The sequence below is a fragment of the Tersicoccus solisilvae genome (assembly GCF_014643255.1).
Taxonomy (GTDB): domain Bacteria; phylum Actinomycetota; class Actinomycetes; order Actinomycetales; family Micrococcaceae; genus Tersicoccus; species Tersicoccus solisilvae.
The window spans coordinates 286626-306624 of record NZ_BMJI01000001.1; the positions used below are offsets into that span (position 1 = coordinate 286626).

At 72.7% G+C, this 19999-nt stretch carries 22 protein-coding genes; 14 read left to right on the forward strand and 8 right to left on the reverse strand.

All coding sequences use genetic code 11. The annotated features are described in order from the left end of the window. Positions 1-6: 6 nt before the first annotated feature. The 3 genes from IEX22_RS01400 to IEX22_RS01410 all read left to right on the forward strand — a co-directional run bounded on the left by IEX22_RS01400 (position 7) and on the right by IEX22_RS01410 (position 2406). The gene (locus tag IEX22_RS01400) at positions 7-1362 is read left to right on the forward strand and encodes an MATE family efflux transporter (protein ID WP_229659676.1); all 1356 of its coding nucleotides are present in this window, start codon (positions 7-9) and stop codon (positions 1360-1362) included. A 57-nt stretch (positions 1363-1419) separates the two neighbouring features. Beyond that, on the forward strand, positions 1420-1971 hold the full coding sequence (locus IEX22_RS01405; RefSeq protein ID WP_188665228.1) for a hypothetical protein: 552 nt from the start codon (positions 1420-1422) through the stop codon (positions 1969-1971). A gap of 69 nt (positions 1972-2040) precedes the next feature. Then, positions 2041-2406: a hypothetical protein gene (locus tag IEX22_RS01410; RefSeq protein ID WP_188665232.1), complete on the forward strand. Its 366-nt coding sequence runs from the start codon at positions 2041-2043 to the stop codon at positions 2404-2406. Positions 2407-2410: 4 nt separating this feature from the next. Here IEX22_RS01410 and IEX22_RS01415 read toward each other — a convergent pair whose 3' ends face one another. After that, on the reverse strand, positions 2411-2959 hold the full coding sequence (locus IEX22_RS01415) for a CGNR zinc finger domain-containing protein (RefSeq protein ID WP_188665234.1): 549 nt from the start codon (positions 2957-2959) through the stop codon (positions 2411-2413). 77 nt (positions 2960-3036) lie between these two features. Here IEX22_RS01415 and IEX22_RS01420 point away from each other — a divergent pair, with 77 nt between their 5' ends. Further along, positions 3037-4029, forward strand: coding sequence for an EamA family transporter (locus tag IEX22_RS01420; RefSeq protein ID WP_229659677.1), 993 nt, complete (start codon positions 3037-3039; stop codon positions 4027-4029). A 51-nt stretch (positions 4030-4080) separates the two neighbouring features. On the opposite strand, the gene IEX22_RS01425 is transcribed toward IEX22_RS01420, so the two are convergent. From IEX22_RS01425 to trxB, 4 genes are all read right to left on the reverse strand, one after another. Further along, the gene (locus IEX22_RS01425; protein ID WP_188665241.1) at positions 4081-6501 is read right to left on the reverse strand and encodes a heavy metal translocating P-type ATPase; all 2421 of its coding nucleotides are present in this window, start codon (positions 6499-6501) and stop codon (positions 4081-4083) included. Positions 6502-6580: 79 nt separating this feature from the next. Then, positions 6581-6805, reverse strand: coding sequence for a heavy-metal-associated domain-containing protein (locus IEX22_RS01430; RefSeq protein WP_188665244.1), 225 nt, complete (start codon positions 6803-6805; stop codon positions 6581-6583). 32 nt (positions 6806-6837) lie between these two features. Then, positions 6838-7485, reverse strand: coding sequence for a DUF305 domain-containing protein (locus IEX22_RS01435; protein WP_188665247.1), 648 nt, complete (start codon positions 7483-7485; stop codon positions 6838-6840). Positions 7486-7607: 122 nt separating this feature from the next. Further along, complete coding sequence (trxB, locus tag IEX22_RS01440) at positions 7608-8618, reverse strand: thioredoxin-disulfide reductase (protein ID WP_188665250.1); 1011 nt, start codon at positions 8616-8618, stop codon at positions 7608-7610. A 116-nt stretch (positions 8619-8734) separates the two neighbouring features. Between trxB and IEX22_RS01445 the strand changes: the two genes are divergently transcribed. From IEX22_RS01445 to IEX22_RS01455, 3 genes are read left to right on the forward strand one after another with little or no spacing between them, the layout of a single operon-like run. Then, a complete protein-coding gene (locus tag IEX22_RS01445; RefSeq protein WP_188665253.1) occupies positions 8735-9400 on the forward strand; it encodes a hypothetical protein in 666 nt (221 codons plus the stop codon). Beyond that, entirely contained in the window at positions 9397-10044 is a 648-nt protein-coding gene (locus IEX22_RS01450; protein ID WP_188665256.1) for a hypothetical protein, read from the forward strand. The genes IEX22_RS01445 and IEX22_RS01450 overlap by 4 nt, the downstream gene beginning before the upstream one ends. Continuing rightward, complete coding sequence (locus IEX22_RS01455) at positions 10041-10682, forward strand: hypothetical protein (RefSeq protein WP_188665259.1); 642 nt, start codon at positions 10041-10043, stop codon at positions 10680-10682. Before IEX22_RS01450 ends, IEX22_RS01455 begins: the two co-directional genes overlap by 4 nt. 706 nt (positions 10683-11388) lie before the next feature. Here the strand turns inward: IEX22_RS01455 and IEX22_RS01460 are convergent. Next, positions 11389-12243 carry an EamA family transporter gene (locus IEX22_RS01460; protein WP_188665263.1) on the reverse strand — a complete coding sequence of 285 codons (855 nt, stop codon included), beginning with the start codon at positions 12241-12243 and terminating at the stop codon, positions 11389-11391. 121 nt (positions 12244-12364) lie between these two features. On the opposite strand from IEX22_RS01460, the gene IEX22_RS01465 reads away from it, so the two are divergent. The 3 genes from IEX22_RS01465 to IEX22_RS01475 are packed head-to-tail and all read left to right on the forward strand — an operon-like array spanning position 12365 to position 14290. Further along, on the forward strand, positions 12365-13519 hold the full coding sequence (locus tag IEX22_RS01465; RefSeq protein ID WP_229659679.1) for a sulfite oxidase: 1155 nt from the start codon (positions 12365-12367) through the stop codon (positions 13517-13519). Next, positions 13516-13950 (forward strand): YidH family protein, encoded by a 435-nt coding sequence (locus IEX22_RS01470; RefSeq protein ID WP_188665266.1) that lies wholly within the window; start codon positions 13516-13518, stop codon positions 13948-13950. The genes IEX22_RS01465 and IEX22_RS01470 overlap by 4 nt, the downstream gene beginning before the upstream one ends. 7 nt (positions 13951-13957) lie before the next feature. Beyond that, entirely contained in the window at positions 13958-14290 is a 333-nt protein-coding gene (locus tag IEX22_RS01475; protein ID WP_188665269.1) for a DUF202 domain-containing protein, read from the forward strand. 12 nt (positions 14291-14302) lie between these two features. Here IEX22_RS01475 and IEX22_RS01480 read toward each other — a convergent pair whose 3' ends face one another. Next, complete coding sequence (locus tag IEX22_RS01480) at positions 14303-14794, reverse strand: septum formation family protein (RefSeq protein ID WP_188665273.1); 492 nt, start codon at positions 14792-14794, stop codon at positions 14303-14305. Between the two features lie 119 nt (positions 14795-14913). Between IEX22_RS01480 and IEX22_RS01485 the strand changes: the two genes are divergently transcribed. Continuing rightward, positions 14914-16260, forward strand: a complete 1347-nt coding sequence (locus tag IEX22_RS01485) for a GAF domain-containing protein (RefSeq protein ID WP_229659680.1) — start codon at positions 14914-14916, stop codon at positions 16258-16260. Between the two features lie 12 nt (positions 16261-16272). Here IEX22_RS01485 and IEX22_RS01490 read toward each other — a convergent pair whose 3' ends face one another. Next, positions 16273-16737, reverse strand: coding sequence for a GNAT family N-acetyltransferase (locus tag IEX22_RS01490; RefSeq protein ID WP_229659681.1), 465 nt, complete (start codon positions 16735-16737; stop codon positions 16273-16275). A 130-nt stretch (positions 16738-16867) separates the two neighbouring features. On the opposite strand from IEX22_RS01490, the gene exaC reads away from it, so the two are divergent. The 3 genes from exaC to IEX22_RS01505 all read left to right on the forward strand — a co-directional run bounded on the left by exaC (position 16868) and on the right by IEX22_RS01505 (position 19925). Further along, complete coding sequence (exaC, locus tag IEX22_RS01495) at positions 16868-18391, forward strand: acetaldehyde dehydrogenase ExaC (RefSeq protein WP_188665276.1); 1524 nt, start codon at positions 16868-16870, stop codon at positions 18389-18391. Positions 18392-18475: 84 nt separating this feature from the next. Beyond that, positions 18476-19510: an alcohol dehydrogenase AdhP gene (adhP, locus tag IEX22_RS01500; protein ID WP_188665279.1), complete on the forward strand. Its 1035-nt coding sequence runs from the start codon at positions 18476-18478 to the stop codon at positions 19508-19510. Next, the gene (locus IEX22_RS01505; protein ID WP_188665282.1) at positions 19503-19925 is read left to right on the forward strand and encodes a DUF779 domain-containing protein; all 423 of its coding nucleotides are present in this window, start codon (positions 19503-19505) and stop codon (positions 19923-19925) included. Before adhP ends, IEX22_RS01505 begins: the two co-directional genes overlap by 8 nt. Positions 19926-19999 lie beyond the last annotated feature (74 nt).

Below are 19999 nucleotides of genomic sequence, written 5' to 3' on the forward strand. Positions count from 1 at the left end.
CGAGACGTGACGACACGAGAGGCCCGGGCACACGAGCGTCGGGCCGGTGCCGGCATCAACCGGCGGATCCTCGCGCTCGCGGTACCCGCCCTCGGCGCGCTGGTCGCCGAGCCGCTGTTCCTGCTCGCCGACTCCGCGATCATCGGCCACCTCGGCGTCGACCAGCTCGCCGGCGTCGGGCTCGCCGCCACCGTCATCCAGACCGCCGTCGGGCTGATGGTCTTCCTCGCCTACTCGACGACGGCCGCGGTCGCCCGGCGGATCGGGGCCGGTGACCGGGCGACGGCGCTCGCGATGGGCCGGGACGGGATGTGGCTGGGCGTCGGCCTGGGCGTCGTGCTGGCCGTGGCCGGCTGGCTCACCGCCGGGCCGGTGGTGCGCGCGCTGGGGGCGGAGGGCGCCGTCGCGGGCTTCGCCGCCGACTTCCTGCGGAACAGCATGCCGGGCCTGGTCGCCATGCTGCTCGTGCTCGCCGCGACCGGCGTGCTGCGCGGACTGCAGGACACCCGCACCCCGCTCGTCGTCGCGGTCGGTGGCTTCGGCCTGAACATCGTGCTGGACCTGGCGCTGGTCTACGGGGCCGGCTGGTCCGTGACGGGCGCCGCGATCGGCACGTCGCTGGCGCAGTGGAGCATGGCGGTCGTCTACCTGGTCATCCTCGGCCGGGCCTTCGCGGCGGAGCGCCTGAGCCTGCGACCGTCGCCGGCCGGCATCGTCGCCGCCTCCCGGGTGGGTTCGTGGCTGATGCTGCGCACCCTGAGCCTGCGCGTCGCGATCCTCACGACGGTGCTCGTCGCGACCGCGCAGGGACCGGTGAATCTCGCCGCGCACCAGCTGACCATGACGATGTTCAACGCCCTGGCGATGGTGCTGGACGCCCTGGCCATCGCCGGTCAGGCGCTGATCGGCCGGGAACTCGGCGGCGGTGATCTCCCGCTGGTCCGCGGGCTGACCCGCCGGATGATCCTCTGGGGCACCGGCTTCGGCGTCGTCACCGGCGTGCTGCTGGCCGTCGCCGCCCCCTGGCTGGGGTTCCTGTTCACCGGGGACGACGCCGTCCGCGGGGCCTTCGCCGTCGCCGTCCTCGTGCTCGCGGTCGGCCAGCCGATCTGTGGACTGGTGTTCGTGCTCGACGGCATCCTGATCGGTGCCGGCGATGCGCGCTACCTCGCCCTGACCGGCCTGGTGAACCTGGCCACCTACCTCCCGCTGCTCGCCTGGGTGCACCTGGGCGGGGCGGAGGGCACCGCGGCGCTGGCCTGGCTGTGGGCCGCATTCGCGATCGGCTACCTCGCCTCCCGCGCGCTCACGCTGAGCCTGCGGGCCCGCACCGGGGCCTGGATGGTGACGGGCGCGCCCTGAGCGGCCGCGCATCCCGTTCGGGCGAGGACCTCGGGGCGCCGCACTAGACTGACCGCGATGTCTTCCTCCGCACACACGCCCCGCTTCCTGGGGCGTGCCTGGTCCCTGCTGCTGGCGCGTGGTCTGGTCTGCGCCCTGTTCGGCCTGACCACGACCTTCTGGGCGACGCCCGACGACACCGCGATGCACGTCATGGTCGCCGTCTACATGCTGCTCCTCGGGTTGGTGAACTGGCGGATCTCCGCGGCCGTGCGGGACCGACGGGTGCTCGCGTACGCCCTGACGATCGCGCTGTTCGGCGTCATCGTGCTGGTCGCGCCGAGCCGGGCGATGTTCGCCATGGTGGCCGCTCTCGGGTTCACGTTGTTCGGCCTGATGGAGGCCAGCGTGTGCTGGATGTCGCGGCGCTCGCATCCCGTGGTCCGCGACGGCGTGATCATCGGTCTGGCCATGGCCGGCTCCGGCATCATCCTGCCGCTCGTGCAGGATCTGGGCCCGCACGGCATGCTCGGCGTCCTCGGCGGCGGGGCGATCATCTGTGCCGTGGTCATGCTGATCGGCGCCCTGACCGTCCGGCATGAGACGGTCTCCGGGTCTCTGCCCGCCTGACGACGACGTAGACTGGAGAACGGGCCGCCCGCACCACTGGCGGCCCGTTGTCGTGAAGGAGGAGTGCACGTGCCGCAGGACGGGCAGCGGTCGACGCGAGGGATCAAGGCCACCGTGAAGGCTCCCCTCATCTTCTCCGCGGTGCTGGCCGCCGTGACCTTCGTCGTCGTGCTCTTCGCCGCTTCGGGCGGCACCGCTCACCAGATGCGGGTGGACACGGCGACCGTGGCGGCGGGCATCGCCTTCATCGTCTCGCTGGTCGTGGCCGCCATGCTCATGATGATCGAGCGGCCCAACGCGGACCACCTCGGCAAGGGCAGCGGCATCAACCGGGTCTCCTCCCGGATCCCGGGCGGCGCGGCCAAGGCGCCCACCGACCCGGACCACGTCGAGGACCCGGCCTTCGGCCAGCGGCGCGCGGACGAGGCGGACTGACGCCTCAGCCGGACGCGGCCGCCTTCCTCGCCCGGTACGCGGCGACGTTCGCCCGGTTCCCGCAGTTGCCGACGTCGCAGTAGCGCTTCGACCGGTTCTTCGACAGGTCCACCAGCACCGCGTCGCAGTCCTCCGCCGCGCACACCTTGAGCCGTGCGACCTCGCCCGCGCGGACGACGTCCACGAGCGCCATCGCGGTCTCCACGCCCACACGCTTCGCCAGCGGGTCGGTCGACGCCGTGGCGTGCAGGTGCCAGTCCCAGTGGTCGTGCTTGACCAGCTGCGGCAGCGCTCGGGCGTCGGCGAGCAGGGCATTGACGGCGATCACGAGCTCGTCCTCGGTCATCGTCCACAGCTCGCGCACACGGTCGCGGAGGGCGAGGATCTCGCGCAGCTCGGCGTCGTCGCCGGCGCGGACGCCCGAGTACTGCTCGCGGTCCAGGAAGGCGTCGAGATCCGCGGGGGTGCGCAAGGGATCGCCGCCCTCGACGGCGGTGTTGACCAGCCGCGCAGCGGAGAGCAGCGACATCTCCGCGTCATGGGCAAAAACCACCTTGACTCCTGACCTCGACGGTTCTACTGTCACCAGTGTAAACCGTTTCACTCATGACAGCTCGACGGAGGTGCCCCGTGGCAGCCACGCGTCCCCCGGCGGCCGGCCTGATCGCCGCCCTCGTCTCCGCGGCCGTGTTCGCCACGTCCGGCAGCTTCGCGAGTGCCCTGCTGACGGCCGGCTGGAGCCCGGGCGCCGCGGTCACCGTCCGCATCACCGGTGCCGCCGTCGTGCTGGCCGTGCCGGCGCTGCTGATGCTGCGTGGCCGCTGGTGGCTGCTGCGCCGGTTCCGCTCCCTGATCGCCGTGTACGGCCTGGTGGCCATCGCGGGCTGCCAGCTCTGCTATTTCAACGCCGTCCAGTACATCTCGCCCGGCATCGCGCTGCTGCTCGAGTACCTGGCCCCGGTCATGGTCGTCGGCCTGATCTGGCTGCGGACGCGGGTGCGGCCCGGTGCGTTGACGCTGGCCGGCTGCGGCGCGGCGATCATGGGGCTCCTGCTCGTCATCGATGTCTTCGCCGGCGTGACGCTGCACCCCGTCGGCATCCTGTGGGGCCTGGGTGCGGCCGTCTGCCTGGTGGTGTTCTTCCTGCTCTCCGCCAGGCCGTACGAGGAGCTGCCGCCGCTGGTGATGGCCACCGCGTCGATGATGGTGGCGGCGGCCGTGCTGATCGCCTGCTCGGTGGCCGGCGTGCTTCCCGCCCGGTTCGCGTTCACGGACGTGACCCTCGCCGGCGCCCGGGTGTCCTGGCTGGTGCCGGTGATCGGCGTCATCCTGATCTCCACCGCGGCGGCCTACATCACCGGCATCATCGCCACCCGCGCCCTCGGCCCGACCATGGCCTCGTTCATCGGGTTGACCGAGGTGATGTTCTCGATCCTGTTCGCGTGGTGGCTGGTCGGATCGCGCCCGGTCGGCATCCAGCTCGCCGGTGGAGCGCTGATCATCATCGGGCTGGTGCTGGTCCGGTGGCAGGAGGCGCGCTCGGCCGCCTCGAATCGCCGCACGCCGGTCACCGACGTCGACCTGGCCGATCCGACGACCGGCACGCTGCCCGTCGCGCGGTAGGGGAGTTGCTGCGCTGCGTACTCCGGGCTCGCCGCGCCGACCGACGCGGCGTCAGCCGCCGGGGGTGAAGCGGCGCAGCCGCAGGCTGTTGAGCACGACGAACACCGAGCTGAACGCCATCGCGGCCCCCGCGATCATGGGGTTGAGCAGCCCCAGGGCGGCAACCGGGATGGCGAGCACGTTGTAGGCGAACGCCCAGAACAGGTTGGACCGGATCGTGCCGAGGGTACGCCGGGAGAGTTCGACGGCGTCGGCGACCTGGCCGAGGTGGTGACCCATCAGGGTGATGTCCGCGGCGTCGATGGCGACATCGGTTCCGGTGCCCATGGCCAGGCCGAGGTCCGCCTGGGCGAGTGCGGCCGCGTCGTTCACGCCGTCCCCGGCCATCGCGACCGTCGCGCCGTCCGCCTGCAGCCGCTCGACCACGGCGACCTTCTCGGCGGGCGTCACGCCCGCGTGCACCCGATCCGCGTCGATGCCGACCTGCGCCGCGACGTGACCGGCGGAGTGCGCGTTGTCGCCCGTGAGCAGCACCGGGGAGAGTCCGAGACGACGCAACCGGGCGATGGCGTCGGCGGCGCCGGGCTTGACGGCGTCCCGCAGCGTGATGATGCCGGCCACCTGCCCGTCGACGGCGACCAGGACGGCGGTGGCGCCGTCGCGCTCGGCCTCGGCGAGCCGGAGTCGCGTCGGCTCGTCGACGTCGACCCCGCTGACGCCCAGCCACTCCTCGCGGCCGACGACGACCATGTGCCCGGCGCCGCCCTGCTCGGCGAAGGGCACCAGCACGAGGCCCCGGACCCCGCCGCCGGGCGCGGACGCGAAGTGTTCCACCGCGGCCGGGGAGGGCTGCGTGCCGGCGATGGCGCGGGCGATCGGGTGTTCGCTGGCGTGCTCGACGGCGGCGGCGAGGCGCAGCAGGCGATCGGTGTCGCCACCGTCGAAGCTCTCGAACGCGTCGACGTGCTCGACGGTCAGCCGGCCGGTCGTCACCGTCCCGGTCTTGTCCAGCACGATCGTGTCCGCGCGGCGGGTGTCCTCGAGCACGGCCGGGCCCTTGATCAGGATGCCGAGCTGGGCGCCGCGGCCGGTGCCGGTCAGCAACGCCGTCGGGGTCGCCAGGCCGAGCGCGCACGGGCAGGCGATGACGAGGACGGAGACGGCCGCGGTGAGCGCCGCGACGGCGTCCCCGGTGGTCAGCAGCCAGATCGCCGCGGTGAGCACGGTGATGCCGAGGACGATCGGGACGAACACGGCCGAGACCCGGTCCGCGAGCCGGGCGATGGGCGCCTTGCCGCTCTGCGCGTCGCTGACCAGCCGACCCATCTGCGCCAGCGCGGTGTCGGCGCCGACGGCGGTGGCGCGGACGAGCAGCCGCCCGCTCGTGTTGACGGTCGCCCCGGTGACCTCGTCGCCGTCGGTCACCTCGACCGGCAGGGACTCGCCGGTGATCAGCGACGTGTCCACGGCACTGGCCCCGTGCACGACGACGCCGTCGGTCGCGATCTTCTCGCCCGGCCGGACGACGAAGGCGTCGCCGATCCGCAGCTGCGCGACCGGGACGGCGACCTCGACGATGTGGCCGTCGTCGCTGCGTCGCAGCACCGAGGCGCTCCGGGCACCGAGGTCGAGCAGCCGCCGCAGCGCCTCCCCGCTGCGCGCCTTCGCGCGGGCCTCGGCGTAGCGGCCGACCAGCAGGAAGCTGGTGATGACGGCGGCGGTCTCGAAGTAGACCGGCGCGTGGCCGTGGCCGGGATGCGCCGTCAGATCCGGGTGCAGCACCAGCTGGGCGAGGGAGAAGAGCCAGGCGACGGCGACGCCGAGCGAGACCAGGGTGTCCATGGTGCTGGCGCCGTGCCGGGCGTTGATCGCCGCGGCGCGGTGGAAGGGCCAGGCGGACCAGGTGACGACCGGGGCGGAGAGGGCGGCGACCACCCAGCCCCAGTGCGCGAACTGCAGCCCCGGCGCCATCGAGATGAGGAACACCGGGACGCTGAGCGCGAGGGCGATGATCATCCGCGACCGCAGCAGGGCTGCCGCGTCGCGGCGCTCGCTCGGCGCGACCTCGGCGTCGGAACCCGGCGCGGAGTCGGGCTGTCCGGTCTGCGCGTGCGGGACGGTGTCGGTGCTGCCCGGGACGGTGCTGCCCGGGACGGTGTCGAGTTGGGCGGTGTCGAGTTGGGCGGTGTCGACGCGGGCGGTGTCGACGCGGGCGGTGTCGACGCGGCCGGTGCGGGCCGGACCGACGGTGGGCCGCACCAGGCGGGCGCCGTACCCCGTCGCACGCACCGTCTCGAGCAGTTCGTCGTCGGTGACGTCGGCCGGGGCGGTCACCCGGGCGGACTCGAGCGGCAGGTTGACGACGGCGTCGACGCCGTCGAGCCGCTTGAGCTTCCGTTCCACCCGGGCGACGCAGGACGCGCACGTCATGCCCTCGATCGCCAGGTCCACCACGCGGGTGTCGCTGCTCATGAACGGTCGCTCCCCTTCGGCCGGGCGGATGCCGCCGGCGTCGGTGTCTCGGATCTGGGTCGGGTACCGGGTCGGCTGATCAGTCGGCGTCGTCGCCGAGCATGACGTAGCCGGCCTCGGCGATCGCCTCGCTGATGGTGCTCTCGCTGACCGGGCCGGTCGTCGTGATCCGGGCGGTGGAGACGCCGCCGTTGACGAGCTCCACCGCCACGTTCTCGACGCCGTCCAGCGCGCGCAGTTCCTCGGTCACGGCATCGACGCAGTGGCCGCAGGTCATGCCGGAGATCTTGACGGTGGTGGTCATCGCATCCTCGTTCTCGTGTCCTGGTGGGTCGATCAGTGCTGCAGGGCGGTCATCCGGGCGATCTCAGCGGTCTGGCTGGTGACGACGTCCTGGGCGAGCCGGACCGCCTCTCGATTCTGCCCGTTCGCGGCCTGCTCCCTCGCCATCGCCACCGCGCCCTCGTGATGGGCGATCATGTGCGTCAGGAAGAGGTCGGCGGCCGTGGCGGCGTCGGCGTCGCGCAGGGCCCGCACGTCGGCATCGGAGACCATGCCGCTCATGGCATGCCCGTGGGCGGCGCTCATCGTGGCCGGGGCTCCCCACGCACGGAGCCAGTTCCGCATCGTGGTGATCTCCGGTCCCTGGGCGGCCTTGACCTGCTTCGCCACGGCGGTGACCTGCGGGTCGACACCGGACTTGGCGAGCACGATGTCGCTCAACTGCACGGCCTGCTCGTGGTGGGGGAGCATCATCTGCGCGAACGTGACGTCGGCGTCATTGTGGGTGGTGGTGGTGCCGCCTGTCGTCGCCGTCCCGGAGGGCGTCGACGAAGCGCTCGTGTTCGCCATGTCGTGGTCGCCGTGACCGCCGTCGTTCCCGTTTCCCGCGCCGGCGCAGCCGGTCACCAGCAACGTGGCCAGGGCGAGACCGAGGGCGGATGTGTGCACGGCCGCCCGCCGCTGACCCGTTCGCTGTCCCATCGCCTCCCGACTATACCCCCATGGGGTATTTCCGACAAGACGCGGACGACGACGGCCGCCACGGAGGATCCCGCGACGGCCGTCGTCGGATGGTCGCGTGAGCGCCGTCGGACGATCCGTGCTCAGCCCTCGGCGGCGACGGCGGTCGCCATCGCGTCGGCGTCCTCGAGCGCGGCGAGGTACCGCTCGGCGTCCAGCGCCGCGGAGCAGCCCGAGCCGGCGGCGGTGATGGCCTGGCGGTACCGGTGATCCACGGCGTCACCGCAGGCGAAGACGCCGGAGATGTTGGTCATCGTCGTCGGGGAGTTGACGACGATGTAGCCCTCGTCGTCCAGATCCACCTGGCCCTTGACGAGCTCGGTGCGCGGATCGTGGCCGATGGCGACGAAGATGCCGGTGGCGGCCTGCTCACGCTCCTCGCCGGTGACGGTGTCGCGCAGCGTCACGCCGGTGACCTTGCCGTTCTCGCCGCCGTGGATCGCGGTGACCTGGCTGTTCCAGGCGAAGCTGATCTTCTCGTTGTCCTTCGCGCGCTGGGCCATGATCTTCGAGGCTCGAAGCGAGTCGCGACGGACGACGATGGTGACGGACTTGCCGAAGCGGGTGAGGAAGGTGGCCTCCTCCATGGCGGAGTCGCCGCCGCCGACCACGATGATGTCCTGGTCGCGGAAGAAGAACCCGTCGCAGGTGGCGCACCACGAGACGCCGTGGCCGGAGTAGCGCTGCTCCTCGGGCAGGCCGAGCTCCTTGTAGGCGGAGCCGGTGGCAAGGATGACGGCGGGGGCCTCGAAGGTCTCGCCGTCAGCGGTGGTGACCGTCTTGAGGTGGCCGTGCAGGTCGACGGCGGTGGCGTCCTCGAACAGGATGCGCGCGCCGAACCGCTCGGCCTGCTCCTGCAGGTTCTGCATCAGGTCCGGGCCCTGGACGCCGGTGGGGAAGCCGGGGAAGTTCTCGACCTCGGTGGTGTTCATCAGGGCGCCGCCGCTGGTCACGGAGCCGGCCAGCACGACGGGGTTCAACCCCGCCCGGGCGGCGTAGATGGCGGCGGTGTATCCGGCGGGGCCGGATCCGACGATGATGATCTGCTCGGTCACTGCTGATTCTCCTGTGGCGTTGCGGTCGAAGCTGCCCATGGAACGCCACGGGCCGGTGCGGCATTCCCACGATACCGGGGTCGGGTGTCGTGGTCTCGGTCCGATTGCCGGCCCCACTCTGGTCCGGGAGCGTCGTCGCATGTCAGGATGCGGGCATGACATCGGGGGATGGGACGGCCGGGGACGCTGCCGGCCCGGGGGCTGGTTCGGTGGCCGACGACGACGCGCGCCGGTGGGCGCAGGCGGAGCAGCGGGCGGCCGGCGTCGTGGTGCCGGACGAGTGGCCGGTGCTGCGCCGGTTCCTGCTGGTGGAACTGCCGATCGTGCTCGTGGTGTGCGTGGGGCTCGGGGTGCTGGGCGCCCTGCTCGGAGGCGAGTGGCCGGAGTCGATCGGGACCGCCATCATGGTCGCCGGACTCGTCGGAATGATCATGGGCGTGGTGCGCGCCGTCCGACGGCACCCGAACCCGCCGGCAGTCCGCTTGTTCCTGACCAACGACCAGCGGAGGCAGAATCAGCGTCAGGTGACGGGCCGGGAGCCCGTGGATGTCGCTCACCTCAATGTCCTGAGGCTGGCCGCTGGTGGACTGCGGCTCGGTGTGATGCGCACGCTGTACACCCCGATCGGCCTTGAGGTGATGACCGTGGGAAACATCGTGCGGAACCTCCACCGCGGCGGCTGGGGGCTCGCCTTCTACATCGCGATGGGCGTCGCGTTGCTCGTGCTGCTGTTGGTATCGATCCGCCAGGTCCGCCGAGCGACCGCGTTCCTGCGGGAACACCCGGAGCCGTCGCCGGAGTCGGCCGAGGCATCGCCATGAGCGACTGGTGGGAGCGGACGCCCGCCGAGCATCCCAGCGACGCGCGCCGGTGGGCGCAGGCGGAGGAGCGGGCGGTCGGCGTCGTCGTGCCGGACGAGTGGCCGGTGCTGCGCCGGTTCCTGCGGGTGGAGCTGCCCGTGGTGCTCGCGGTGTGCCTGGGACTCGCCGTCGTGGGTGCGAGCATCTGGGGAGAATGGCATCGCTGGATCGGGTACGCCGTCGTGGTGACCGGCCTGTGGTCCCTGTTCCGCCGGCTGCCGCAACTCCTACGGCGTGATCCGCACCCGCTGAACGGCCCCCGCTCCTCGTCCCTCACTCGGCAGCAGCACCGCGAGCTGCAACGGCAGATCAGCGGTGGTGCGGCCGTCGATACGGATCACCTCGTCGTCGCGCGGCTCGTCGCGCGGCGTGACCGGCGGGATCTGATGCGCGGCGTACCCGCCATCTTCGGACTCGTACTGCTGATGGTGGGGAACACCGTCGCGGGCTCGCACCGCGGGTGGCCCCTCCTCCTCGCGGTGCTGGGGATGGCGCTCGGTGCCGCCTTCCTCGTCGTCAGCTTTCGCCGGATCCGCCGGACGAGCGCTTTCCTGCGGGCGCACCCCGATCCCACGCCGGTGGCGTCGGAAGCGCCGCCGTCGTGAGGAGTTGGCTGGACACGACCCGCGACGACGATCGCAGCGACGCCTGGCGGTGGAACCGCGCCGAGCGCGAGGCCGAACGCGTGCCCGTCCCCGACCTGCGACCGGCCTTCCGCCGGTTCGTCCTGGTCGAGGTGCCCGGTCTCCTGGCGCTCGGGGTCGGCCTGGCCGTGGCGGTGGCCCTGCTGCGCGGCGGTGAGGAGAACGACCTGTGGCTTGCTGCCCGCTGGGGGCTGGTCGTCGCGGGCCTGGCCGTGGCGGCGGCCGGCGTCGTGCACTCGGTCAGGAACCCGTGGGGGCCGCATGTCCTGGGCGTGCTGACTCCCCGGCAGCGCAAGAGCGTTCACGCGCAGATCCGGGGCCGCGTCGGGGTGGCGGACAGGGAGTTGACCGTCGTGCGCGCTGCTGCGCAGGGACAACAGGCGCAGGCCCTGCGGACACCGTTCACCCTGGCGTCCACGGTCGCGGTCGCGGCGAGTCTGCTCGCCAACCCGCGGGTCCTGCCGGCGTTGGTGCTCTTCTTGCTGCTGGTGCTGGTGGCCGCTGCCGTGGTGGGCTGGTGGCAGTACCGACAGGCGTCTGCGTTCCTGCGGCGTCACCCGGCGCCGCGCCTGTCCGATATCGACGAAGCAGGAGAGTGACATGAACGCTCGCAGCAACCGGAACCTCCCCGCCGCCCGCGGTTCGCAGGGGAAGCGCACCTGGCTGGAGCGGCTGAGCGCGTGGATGCGCCGCCGCGGCTGGCGCTGACCGCCGTCGGTATCCGGGGTCCCGCCGCGAAGGCGGCGATCAGCCGATGGGACCGTTGTTGCCATTCGGGACGGGTCAGTGGCGTCAAACGGCAAGAACTGTCCCGATGGCGGCAGGGTTTCCCGATGGTGGAACGGTGCCCGTCGACGGGGGTCCCGCCGCGAAGGCGGCGATCAGCCGATGGGACCGTTGTTGTCATTTGGGACGGGTCAGTGGCGTCAAACGGCAAGAACTGTCCCGATGGCTGCAGGGTTTCCCGATGGTGGAACGGTGCCCGTCGACGGGGGTCCCGCCGCGAAGGCGGCGATCAGCCGATGGGACCGTTGTTGTCATTCGGGACGGGTCAGTGGCGTCAAACGGCAAGAACTGGCCCGATGGCGGAAGGGTGTCCCGATGGCGGAACGGTGCCCGGTATCCGGGGTCCCGCCACGAAGGCGGCGATCAGCCGATGGGACCGTTGTCGTCATTCGGGACGGGTCAGTGGCGTCAAACGGCAAGAACTGTCCCGAGGGCGGAACGGTGCCCGCCGGAAGGGTGTCCCGTCGCCGGAACGGTCTCACCGCGGTCCCGTGGCCTGTCCCGATGGCGGAACGGCCCTCACCGGGCCGGGGACCGGAGGGCGCCCATCGCGGCGACCACCACCAGCGCCACGCCGGCCGACTCCAGCCAGCCGACGTGCTGGGCGAGCAGGACCGCGCCGGTGAGCGTCGCGACCGCCGGGGCCAGCGCGATCAACACCGAGAAGGCCGCGGCCGGCATCCGGCGCAGCGCCAGCAGCTCGACGGCGTAGGGCACGGTCGAGGAGAACAGGGCGACGACGGCGCCGAGGGCCAGCACGGCCGGATCCAGCACGGCGCCCCCGGCCTGGCCGAGGCCGATCGGCAACGCGAGCACCGTGCCGAACGCCATCGCGATGGCCAGCCCCTGCAGGCCCGAGAACGCGGCTCCCACGCGCCGGGAGGCCAGGATGTAGGCCGCCCACATGGCGCCGGCGCCCAGGGCGAACAGCACACCGGAGGCGGTGAGAGCACCGAACCCGCCGCTGCCCAGCATGCCGACACCGACGGCCGCGAGCAGCGCCCACAGCCACGCCGCCGCCCGCCGGGCGAGAACCACCGACAGCACCAGCGGCCCGAGGATCTCGAACGTCACCGCCGCACCGAGCGGGATCGAGGCGAGCGCCGCATAGAACAGCAGGTTCATGACGCCGATCGACACGCCGAACAGGGCCGCCGCCGCCCAGTTCGCCCGGGTGATCCCGCGCAGGCCGGGTCGACTGAGCGCCAGCAGGAAGAGGGCGGAGAAGAACAACCGCAGCAGTACCATCCCGGCCGGCCCGGTGCGGGGGAAGACGAGGACCGCCACGGCGGCGCCGATCTCCTGCACGAACAGCCCGAACACCACGAGACCGGCCGCCCCGGTGGTGGACCCGGAGGGGCTGGTCGGCGTCATGCGACCACGGTACGTCCCGGCAGCGGGCAGGATGGGCAGGACAATGGAGGGCGGCGGCCGGGCCGGGGGATGAGTCCCCGGGAACCGGGCCGCGCGGCGCCAGCACCGACGAGGAGCTCCGATGATGTGGGACAAGCGTGCGGACATGGTCGTGCACGGGCGGGAGCCGTTCAACGCGGAACCGCCGCCGCAGGCCCTCGTCGGAGCCGTCGTGACGTCGCTCGACACCTTCTACAGCCGCAACCACGGGCCCATCCCGGACATCGACCCCGACGCCTGGCGCCTCACGGTCGACGGCCTCGTCGACACGCCGCTGCGTCTCACCCTTGCCGAGCTCCGTGACCGGTTCGCCGAGCACACGCTCACCGCGACCCTGCAGTGCGCGGGCACCCGCCGCACCGGGCTGATCGCCGTCCGAGACATCCCGGGAGAGACGCCGTGGCGGGAGGCCGCCGTCTCCACCGCCACCTGGACCGGCGTCCGGCTCGCCGACGTGCTCGCCGCCGCCGGCTCGCGTGCCGGGGAACGGAACGACGCCGACGACGCCGAGGCCCGCCACGTCGCCCTTCTCGGGCCCGACGTCGCACCCGGCCCGGCCCAGGCCTTCGGCGGGTCGATCCCGCTGGCCAAGGCGCTCGCCCCGGAGGTCCTGCTCGCGTGGGCGATGAACGGCGAGCCGCTCACGCCCGTGCACGGGGCCCCGCTGCGGGTGGTGGTGCCCGGCTGGATCGGCGCCCGCAGCGTCAAGTGGATCGAGCGGATCACCGTGCAGGCGCGGCCGTCGGACAACTGGTTCCAGGCCCATGCCTACCGGATGCTGCCGCCCGACGCCGATCCGTCCGCCATCCCGGCCGGCGCCGGCTTCTCCCTCGGGGAACTGGCTCTCACCAGCGCGATCCTCGACCCCGCCGACGGCACCACCGTGCCCGCAGGGCCCGTGACCGTGACCGGCTACGCGCTCGCGGGCGGTGGCCGCGGCGTCGCCCGCGTGGACGTGTCCGCCGACGGCGGCGCGACCTGGGTGCAGGCCGACCTGGGGGAGGACCACGGCCCCTGGTGCTGGCGGCAGTGGAGCACGGAGGTCGACGCCGAGCCGCAGGCCGGCGGGCTCGAGCTCGTCGCCCGTGCCTGGGACAGCGCCGCCGCCCTGCAGCCGGAGGACCCCGCCGGGCTGTGGAACCCGAAGGGCTACATGAACAACGCGTGGCCCCGCGTCCGGGTCCGCGTCGAGGCGGTCGCCGAGTCGCCGGCCGACGAGAGGAAGGTGCGCGCATGACGGCATCACCGGTCCCCACGCCGCCGACGGGCCGGGCCGCCGGCGAAGGCGACGCCGCCGAGGCGCCGGGCCGTGGCGCCCTGAGCCGCCGGCTGCTTCCCGGCGGCACGGAGCCTGACCCCCGGTTCACGCTGGCCAACGAGCGCACCTTCCTCGCGTGGATCCGCACCTCGCTCGCCCTGCTGGCCGGCGGCATCGCGATCGAGGCCTTCGCCGTCGAGGTGTTCGAGGCCCCGTTCCGCAAGGCCGTGGCCATCATCCTCATCGTGCTCGGCATGCTCGTCAGCGGGGGCGCGTTCACCCGCTGGGTGCGGGTCGAGCGGGCGATGCGAGAGAAGCGGCCCCTGCCGCTGCCGCTGATCGCCCCCATCCTCGGCTTCGGTGCCGCGATCGGCGCGCTCGTCGTGCTCGTGCTGATCGTGCTCCGGTGACGCACCCGTGAGCTCCCCCGCCTGGCCCGCCACGGCCGACCCCGGGCTGCAGCCGGAGCGGACGACGCTGGCCTGGTCCCGGACGGCGCTCTCCCTGCTGGTCGCCAGCGCGGTCGGACTGCGCTGGCTGCCGCACTACGGGCCGGCGATGCTCGCCCTGCCGCTGGTCACGGTGGCGGCCGCCGTCGTCGTCCTCACGACCGCCCGTCGCCGGCACACCCGCAGCGTGCACGGCATCCACCGCGAGGAGGTCCACGCCGCGGTCGGACCCGTCGCCGGGATGACGTTGGTGTGCCTCGCCCTCGGGGTCGTCGGGCTCGTGCTCGTCCTCGCCGACTGAGCCGCGCGAGAGCTACTCCTCGACGTCCTTGAGCGAGCCGGTGACCCCACCGGAGGACCGGCCGGCCAGGCACAGCAGCTCCCGGTCCGTCTGCTCGTCCCAGCTGCGCTGCGTGGGGTGCAGGAACAGGACGGTGTAGCGCGACCGGTCCGGCGGGACGCCGACGAACGCGGTGAACGCCGACCGGCATTCCCGGGCGGCGAGGTCGTCCGTCTGGTCCAGGCCCGGGAACGTCGGCTCCGTCATCGTCCGGGAGGAGAACACCTCGAACGCGTGCGGCGCCTCGCAGGGGACGACGTCGACGGTCTCCAGGGTGCCCGTGGCGTCCAGCGCGGCGGTGCAGTCCCCGACCGCCAGCGCCCAGGCGCTCGTCCGGGCCGACTCCGTCACCCGGCCGAGCGCGTCCCGGGGCACTCCAGACCCGGCGGGAGCGCAGGCGGTCAGGGTCAGGGCGACGGCCAGGGCCAGCACGGGGGCCGGGGCGCGAAGCGGACGTGCGCTCAAGTCGGCTCCCTCCCGGGCCGACGTCCGCCGCCCGATGCGCACACCCTAGCGGCCGGGCGTGGCGCGATCCGCCGGTGCTCCGTAGACTCCGTGCACATCAGCCGTGAGTACCGGCCCGCGTGCCGGATCCGGCCTCCGACGACGACGACGGACCCATGATCGGCAACGACACCTCCACCAGTGCCCAGGGACGTGCCCGGCACGCCCACCAGGTCCTCGACGAGGGCGCCCCGGACCTCGACGGTCTGCGCGCCGTCGTGCGCAGTTCCTGGCTCCGCTCGCTCGACCTGCGCGCCGGTGCCGCCCCCGCTCCGGCCCCCGGTGGCTTCCTCGACGAGGTGGACCGGTACCGCCGCGCGCACCCGATGGCCGCCGTCATGCCCGTCATCGACCGGCTCCTGATCCGGCCCAGCGCGTCCACCGGCCTGCTGGTGGCGGTCGGCGACGAACTCGGGAACCTCCTGTGGGTCGAGGGCGACGACGACGCGGTGCGCCGTGCCGAGGCGCGGTTCTTCGCGCCGGGCATGGACTGGTCCGAGCGGGTGATGGGCACCAGTGCGCCCGGCACCGCCCTGGCCACCGGAGCGGGCGTGCAGATCAGCGGCGCGGAGCACCTGAGCGAGATCGCCCACATCTTCTCCTGCACGGCCGTCCCGCTGCACGACCCGGACACGGGTGCCGTGCTCGGCGTCGTGGACATCACCGGTGGTGCCGACGCCGTCGCCCCCCACACCCTCACCCTCGTCCAGGCCGCCGTCGCCGCCGCCGAGGCGGAACTGCGCATCGCCCGGCTCACGCGCGACGGGTCCGGCTCCCGGCCCCGGAGCCGTGGTGCGGCGTCACCGGCCCTGCACCGGAACACCCTGCACCGGAACACTCTGCACCGGAACACTCTGCAGATCACCGGCCGGGACCGCGGGCTGCTCAGCCTCGGCGGCGCGAGCCGCGAGCTGAGCCTGCGGCACACCGAGATCCTCACCCTGCTCGCCCGGCACCCCGAGGGGCTGACCGCACAGGAGCTGGCCGACCGGCTCTACGCCGACCCCGACCCCACCACCCTGCGGGCCGAGCTGGTGCGGCTGCGCCGGGTGCTGGCCGGGCTGGGCGCCGCCGAGGCCCTGGCGTCCCAGCCCTACCGGCTGACCGTCGACCTCACGCTCGACGCCGACCAGGTCGTGCGGTACGTCCGCCGTGGCGCGCACCGCCTGGCGCTGAACCTGTACCGCGGGCTGCTGCTGCCCCGGTCCACGGCCCCCGGGATCGCCGCCCTGCGGGCGGAGGTGTCCGCACAGCTACGCGAGTCGATCCTCGCCGACGCCGGGCCGGACGCGCTGATGAGCTATCTCGACCTGCGGGAGGCCGCGGACGACGTCGAGGCGTGGCGGCTCGCGCTCGCTGTCCTGCCCCCGCGGTCCCCCCGACGCGCCGTCGTCGTCGCCCACCTGGAGCGACGCGAGCGCGACTGACGATCCGGCGTCCTACCCGCCGGAACGGGCCATCGGCAGGTGCGGGATGTCGTCCTCGGTGTACGGGTCACCGGCCACGGCGAAGCCGAACCGGGCGTACCAGTCGGCCAGGTGCGCCTGGGCGCCGAGCAGGATCGGGGCGCCGGGAGCCAGCTCCTCGCACCGGGCCACGGCCGCGCGCATCAGGTCGGAGGCGACGCCCCGCCCGCGAGCCGCCGCACTCGTCGCGACCCGCCCGATCCGCAGCACCGGCGACCCGTCCGCCGCGCTCTCCCGCAGGAGCCGCAGCGTCGCCAGCGGCTCGCCGTCCTCGTCGACCCACATCAGCTCCGCGCCGGGCTCGATGTCCCGGCCGTCCAGCTCGTCGTAGGCCGCCCCCTGCTCGACGACGAACACCTGCACCCGCAGCCGGAGCAGGCGGTACAGCAGGACGGGGTCGCAGTCGGCGACGGGGGCACGCCGGATCTCGATGGGCACACTCCACGGTATCGGCGCCGGCCCGCGCTGCGGTGCCCGCGCTGCAACGCTCCCGCAACCCTCGAGGCGGACCCGGGCGCCTACCGTGACCGGCATCACGTCAACGAGGACGTCCATCAGGAGGATCAGCATGACCGTCTACGCACAGCCCGGCCAGGAGGGCTCCGTCGTCTCCTTCAAGCCCCGGTACGACCACTGGATCGGCGGCGAGTGGGTCGCCCCCGTCAAGGGCCAGTACTTCGAGGACATCTCCCCGGTCACCGGCAAGCCGTTCTGCGAGGTGGGCCGGGGCACCGCGGAGGACATCGAGGCGGCCCTGGACGCCGCGCACAAGGCGGCCCCGGCCTGGGGTCGCACGTCCGTCGCCGAGCGCGCCGTCATCCTCAACCGCATCGCGGACCGGATCGAGGAGAACCTCGAGATGCTCGCCGTCGCGGAGACCTGGGACAACGGCAAGCCCGTTCGGGAGACCCTCGCCGCGGACCTCCCGCTCGCGGTGGACCACTTCCGCTACTTCGCCGGCGCGATCCGCGCCCAGGAGGGCGGTGTCAGCCAGATCGACGAGGACACCGTCGCCTACCACTTCCACGAGCCGCTCGGCGTCGTCGGGCAGATCATCCCGTGGAACTTCCCGATCCTGATGGCCACGTGGAAGCTCGCCCCGGCGCTCGCGGCCGGCAACGCCGTCGTGATCAAGCCGGCCGAGCAGACCCCCGCGTCGATCCTCGTCCTGATGGAGCTGATCGCGGACATCCTTCCCGCCGGCGTCGTCAACGTCGTCAACGGGTTCGGCGTGGAGGCCGGCAAGCCGCTGGCGTCGAACAAGCGGATCCGCAAGATCGCGTTCACCGGCGAGACGACGACGGGCCGGCTGATCATGCAGTACGCGTCGCAGAACCTCATCCCGGTGACCCTGGAGCTCGGCGGCAAGAGCCCGAACATCTTCTTCGAGGACGTCGCCGCGGCCGACGACGCGTTCTACGACAAGGCCCAGGAGGGCTTCACCATGTTCGCCCTCAACCAGGGCGAGGTGTGCACGTGCCCGTCGCGGGCGCTGATCCAGGAGTCGATCAAGGGCGACTTCCTCGACGCCGTCGTCGAACGGACGAAGCAGATCGTGCAGGGCAACCCGCTGGACACGGCCACCCAGGTCGGCGCGCAGGCGTCCAACGACCAGCTGGAGAAGATCCTCTCCTACCTGGACATCGGCAAGCAGGAGGGCGCGGAGGTGCTCACCGGCGGTGCCCGGGCCGAGCTCTCCGGCGACCTGGCGGGCGGCTACTACGTGCAGCCGACCATCTTCTCGGGCCGGAACAGCATGCGGATCTTCCAGGAGGAGATCTTCGGCCCGGTCGTCTCGGTCACCTCGTTCACCGACTACGACGAGGCCATCCAGATCGCCAACGACACCCTCTACGGGCTCGGCGCCGGCGTCTGGAGCCGCAACGGCAACATCGCCTACCGCGCGGGCCGGGACATCCAGGCCGGCCGCGTGTGGGTGAACAACTACCACGCCTACCCCGCGCACGCCGCGTTCGGCGGGTACAAGTCCTCGGGCATCGGCCGGGAGAACCACCGGATGATGCTCGACCACTACCAGCAGACCAAGAACATGCTGGTCAGCTACGCCGAGAGCAAGCTCGGCTTCTTCTAGGCCGCTCCGTTGCGGCCGGCGGCGCCGCCCCCTGGAAGGGACGGCGCCGCCCGATCGCCCCCTTCCTTCGTCGAGAGGACCCCCATGACCACCATGAAAGCCGCCGTCGTCGAGTCGTTCGGCGCGGACCTGGCCGTCTCGGACATCGAGATCCCCACCCCCGGGCGTGGCCAGGCGCTGATCAAGCTCATCGCCTCCGGCGTCTGCCACACCGATCTGCACGCCGCGCAGGGCGACTGGCCGGTCAAGCCGTCCCCACCCTTCGTGCCCGGCCACGAGGGCGTCGGCACCGTCGTCGCCGTCGGGGAGGGCGTGACCCGCCTGGCCGAGGGCGACGTCGTCGGCAACGCCTGGCTGTGGAGCGCCTGCGGTGACTGCGAGTACTGCCGCACCGGCTGGGAGACGCTCTGCGAGGCGCAGACCAACGGCGGGTACAGCGTCGACGGGTCGTTCGGCCAGTACATGCTGGTGGACGCCCGATTCGCCGCGCGCGTGCCCGACGGCGCCGACCCCTACGAGGTCGCACCCGTGCTGTGCGCCGGCGTCACCGTCTACAAGGGCCTGAAGCAGACCGAGGTGCGGCCGGGGCAGTGGGTCGTCATCTCCGGCATCGGCGGGCTCGGGCACCTCGCGGTGCAGTACGCCGTCGCGATGGGCATGCGGGTCGCGGCCGTCGACGTCGCCGAGGACAAGCTCGCCCTCGCCTCCCGGCACGGCGCCGAGGTGGTGGTCAACGCCTTCGGCGAGGACCCCGCGGAGGCCGTGCAGGCCGCCACCGGCGGGGCGCACGGCGTGCTGGTCACGGCGGTGCACCCGAAGGCGTTCGGGCAGGCGATCGGGATGGCCCGGCGCGGCGGCACCATCGTCTTCAACGGCCTGCCGCCCGGCGACTTCCCCGCCCCGATCTTCGACATCGTGCTCAAGGGGCTGACCATCCGCGGGTCCATCGTCGGGACCCGGCAGGACATGGAGGAGGCGCTCGCCTTCTACGCCCAGGGCAAGATCCACCCGACCATCCAGAAGCGCCCGCTCGAGGACATCAACGCCGTCTTCGACGAGATGCACCACGGCAAGATCGACGGTCGCGTCGTCGTGGACTACGAGGCGGTCGATGCCTGAGTCGGCCGCGCTGGACGCCCGGGTGGTCGTCGCCGGGGAGACGGAGCCACGCGTGGCCCTCTCCCCGGCGGCCATCGCCCTGCTGCAGCGACTCTGGGCGCAGCACGGCCCGCTGATGTTCCACCAGTCCGGCGGCTGCTGCGACGGCTCCTCGCCCATGTGCTACCCGGCCGGGGAGTTCCTCACCGGTGACGCCGACGTCCTGCTCGGGGTGTTCGACCTGCCCGCGGGAGACGCCTCATCCGACGGCGGCGCCCTGGGCGAACTCGAGTTCTGGATGTCGGTGGAGCAGTTCTCCTACTGGCGGCACACCCGGCTGCTCGTCGACGTCGTCGACGGTCGAGGCAGCGGCTTCTCCGTGGAGGCACCCGAAGGCAAGCGCTTCCTCATCCGCAGCACCCTCATGGGCACCTGACGGCTCCCCCGCTTCGCCGGCCAGTCAACGCCGGCGGCCGGTGCGGTTCCGGACGTCATGTTCGGTGGTTCGCC

Bases quoted from the DNA above. Each gene is read 5' to 3' on its own strand.
- IEX22_RS01405 (WP_188665228.1), top strand. From the start codon at position 1,420: ATGTCTTCCTCCGCACACACGCCCCGCTTCCTGGGGCGTGCCTGGTCC.
- IEX22_RS01425 (WP_188665241.1), bottom strand. From the start codon at position 6,501: ATGAGCAGCGACACCCGCGTGGTGGACCTGGCGATCGAGGGCATGACG.
- IEX22_RS01430 (WP_188665244.1), bottom strand. From the start codon at position 6,805: ATGACCACCACCGTCAAGATCTCCGGCATGACCTGCGGCCACTGCGTC.
- IEX22_RS01435 (WP_188665247.1), bottom strand. From the start codon at position 7,485: ATGGGACAGCGAACGGGTCAGCGGCGGGCGGCCGTGCACACATCCGCC.
- trxB (WP_188665250.1), bottom strand. From the start codon at position 8,618: ATGGGCAGCTTCGACCGCAACGCCACAGGAGAATCAGCAGTGACCGAG.
- IEX22_RS01445 (WP_188665253.1), top strand. From the start codon at position 8,735: ATGACATCGGGGGATGGGACGGCCGGGGACGCTGCCGGCCCGGGGGCT.
- IEX22_RS01450 (WP_188665256.1), top strand. From the start codon at position 9,397: ATGAGCGACTGGTGGGAGCGGACGCCCGCCGAGCATCCCAGCGACGCG.
- IEX22_RS01460 (WP_188665263.1), bottom strand. From the start codon at position 12,243: ATGACGCCGACCAGCCCCTCCGGGTCCACCACCGGGGCGGCCGGTCTC.
- IEX22_RS01465 (WP_229659679.1), top strand. From the start codon at position 12,365: ATGATGTGGGACAAGCGTGCGGACATGGTCGTGCACGGGCGGGAGCCG.
- IEX22_RS01470 (WP_188665266.1), top strand. From the start codon at position 13,516: ATGACGGCATCACCGGTCCCCACGCCGCCGACGGGCCGGGCCGCCGGC.
- exaC (WP_188665276.1), top strand. From the start codon at position 16,868: ATGACCGTCTACGCACAGCCCGGCCAGGAGGGCTCCGTCGTCTCCTTC.
- adhP (WP_188665279.1), top strand. From the start codon at position 18,476: ATGACCACCATGAAAGCCGCCGTCGTCGAGTCGTTCGGCGCGGACCTG.
- IEX22_RS01505 (WP_188665282.1), top strand. From the start codon at position 19,503: ATGCCTGAGTCGGCCGCGCTGGACGCCCGGGTGGTCGTCGCCGGGGAG.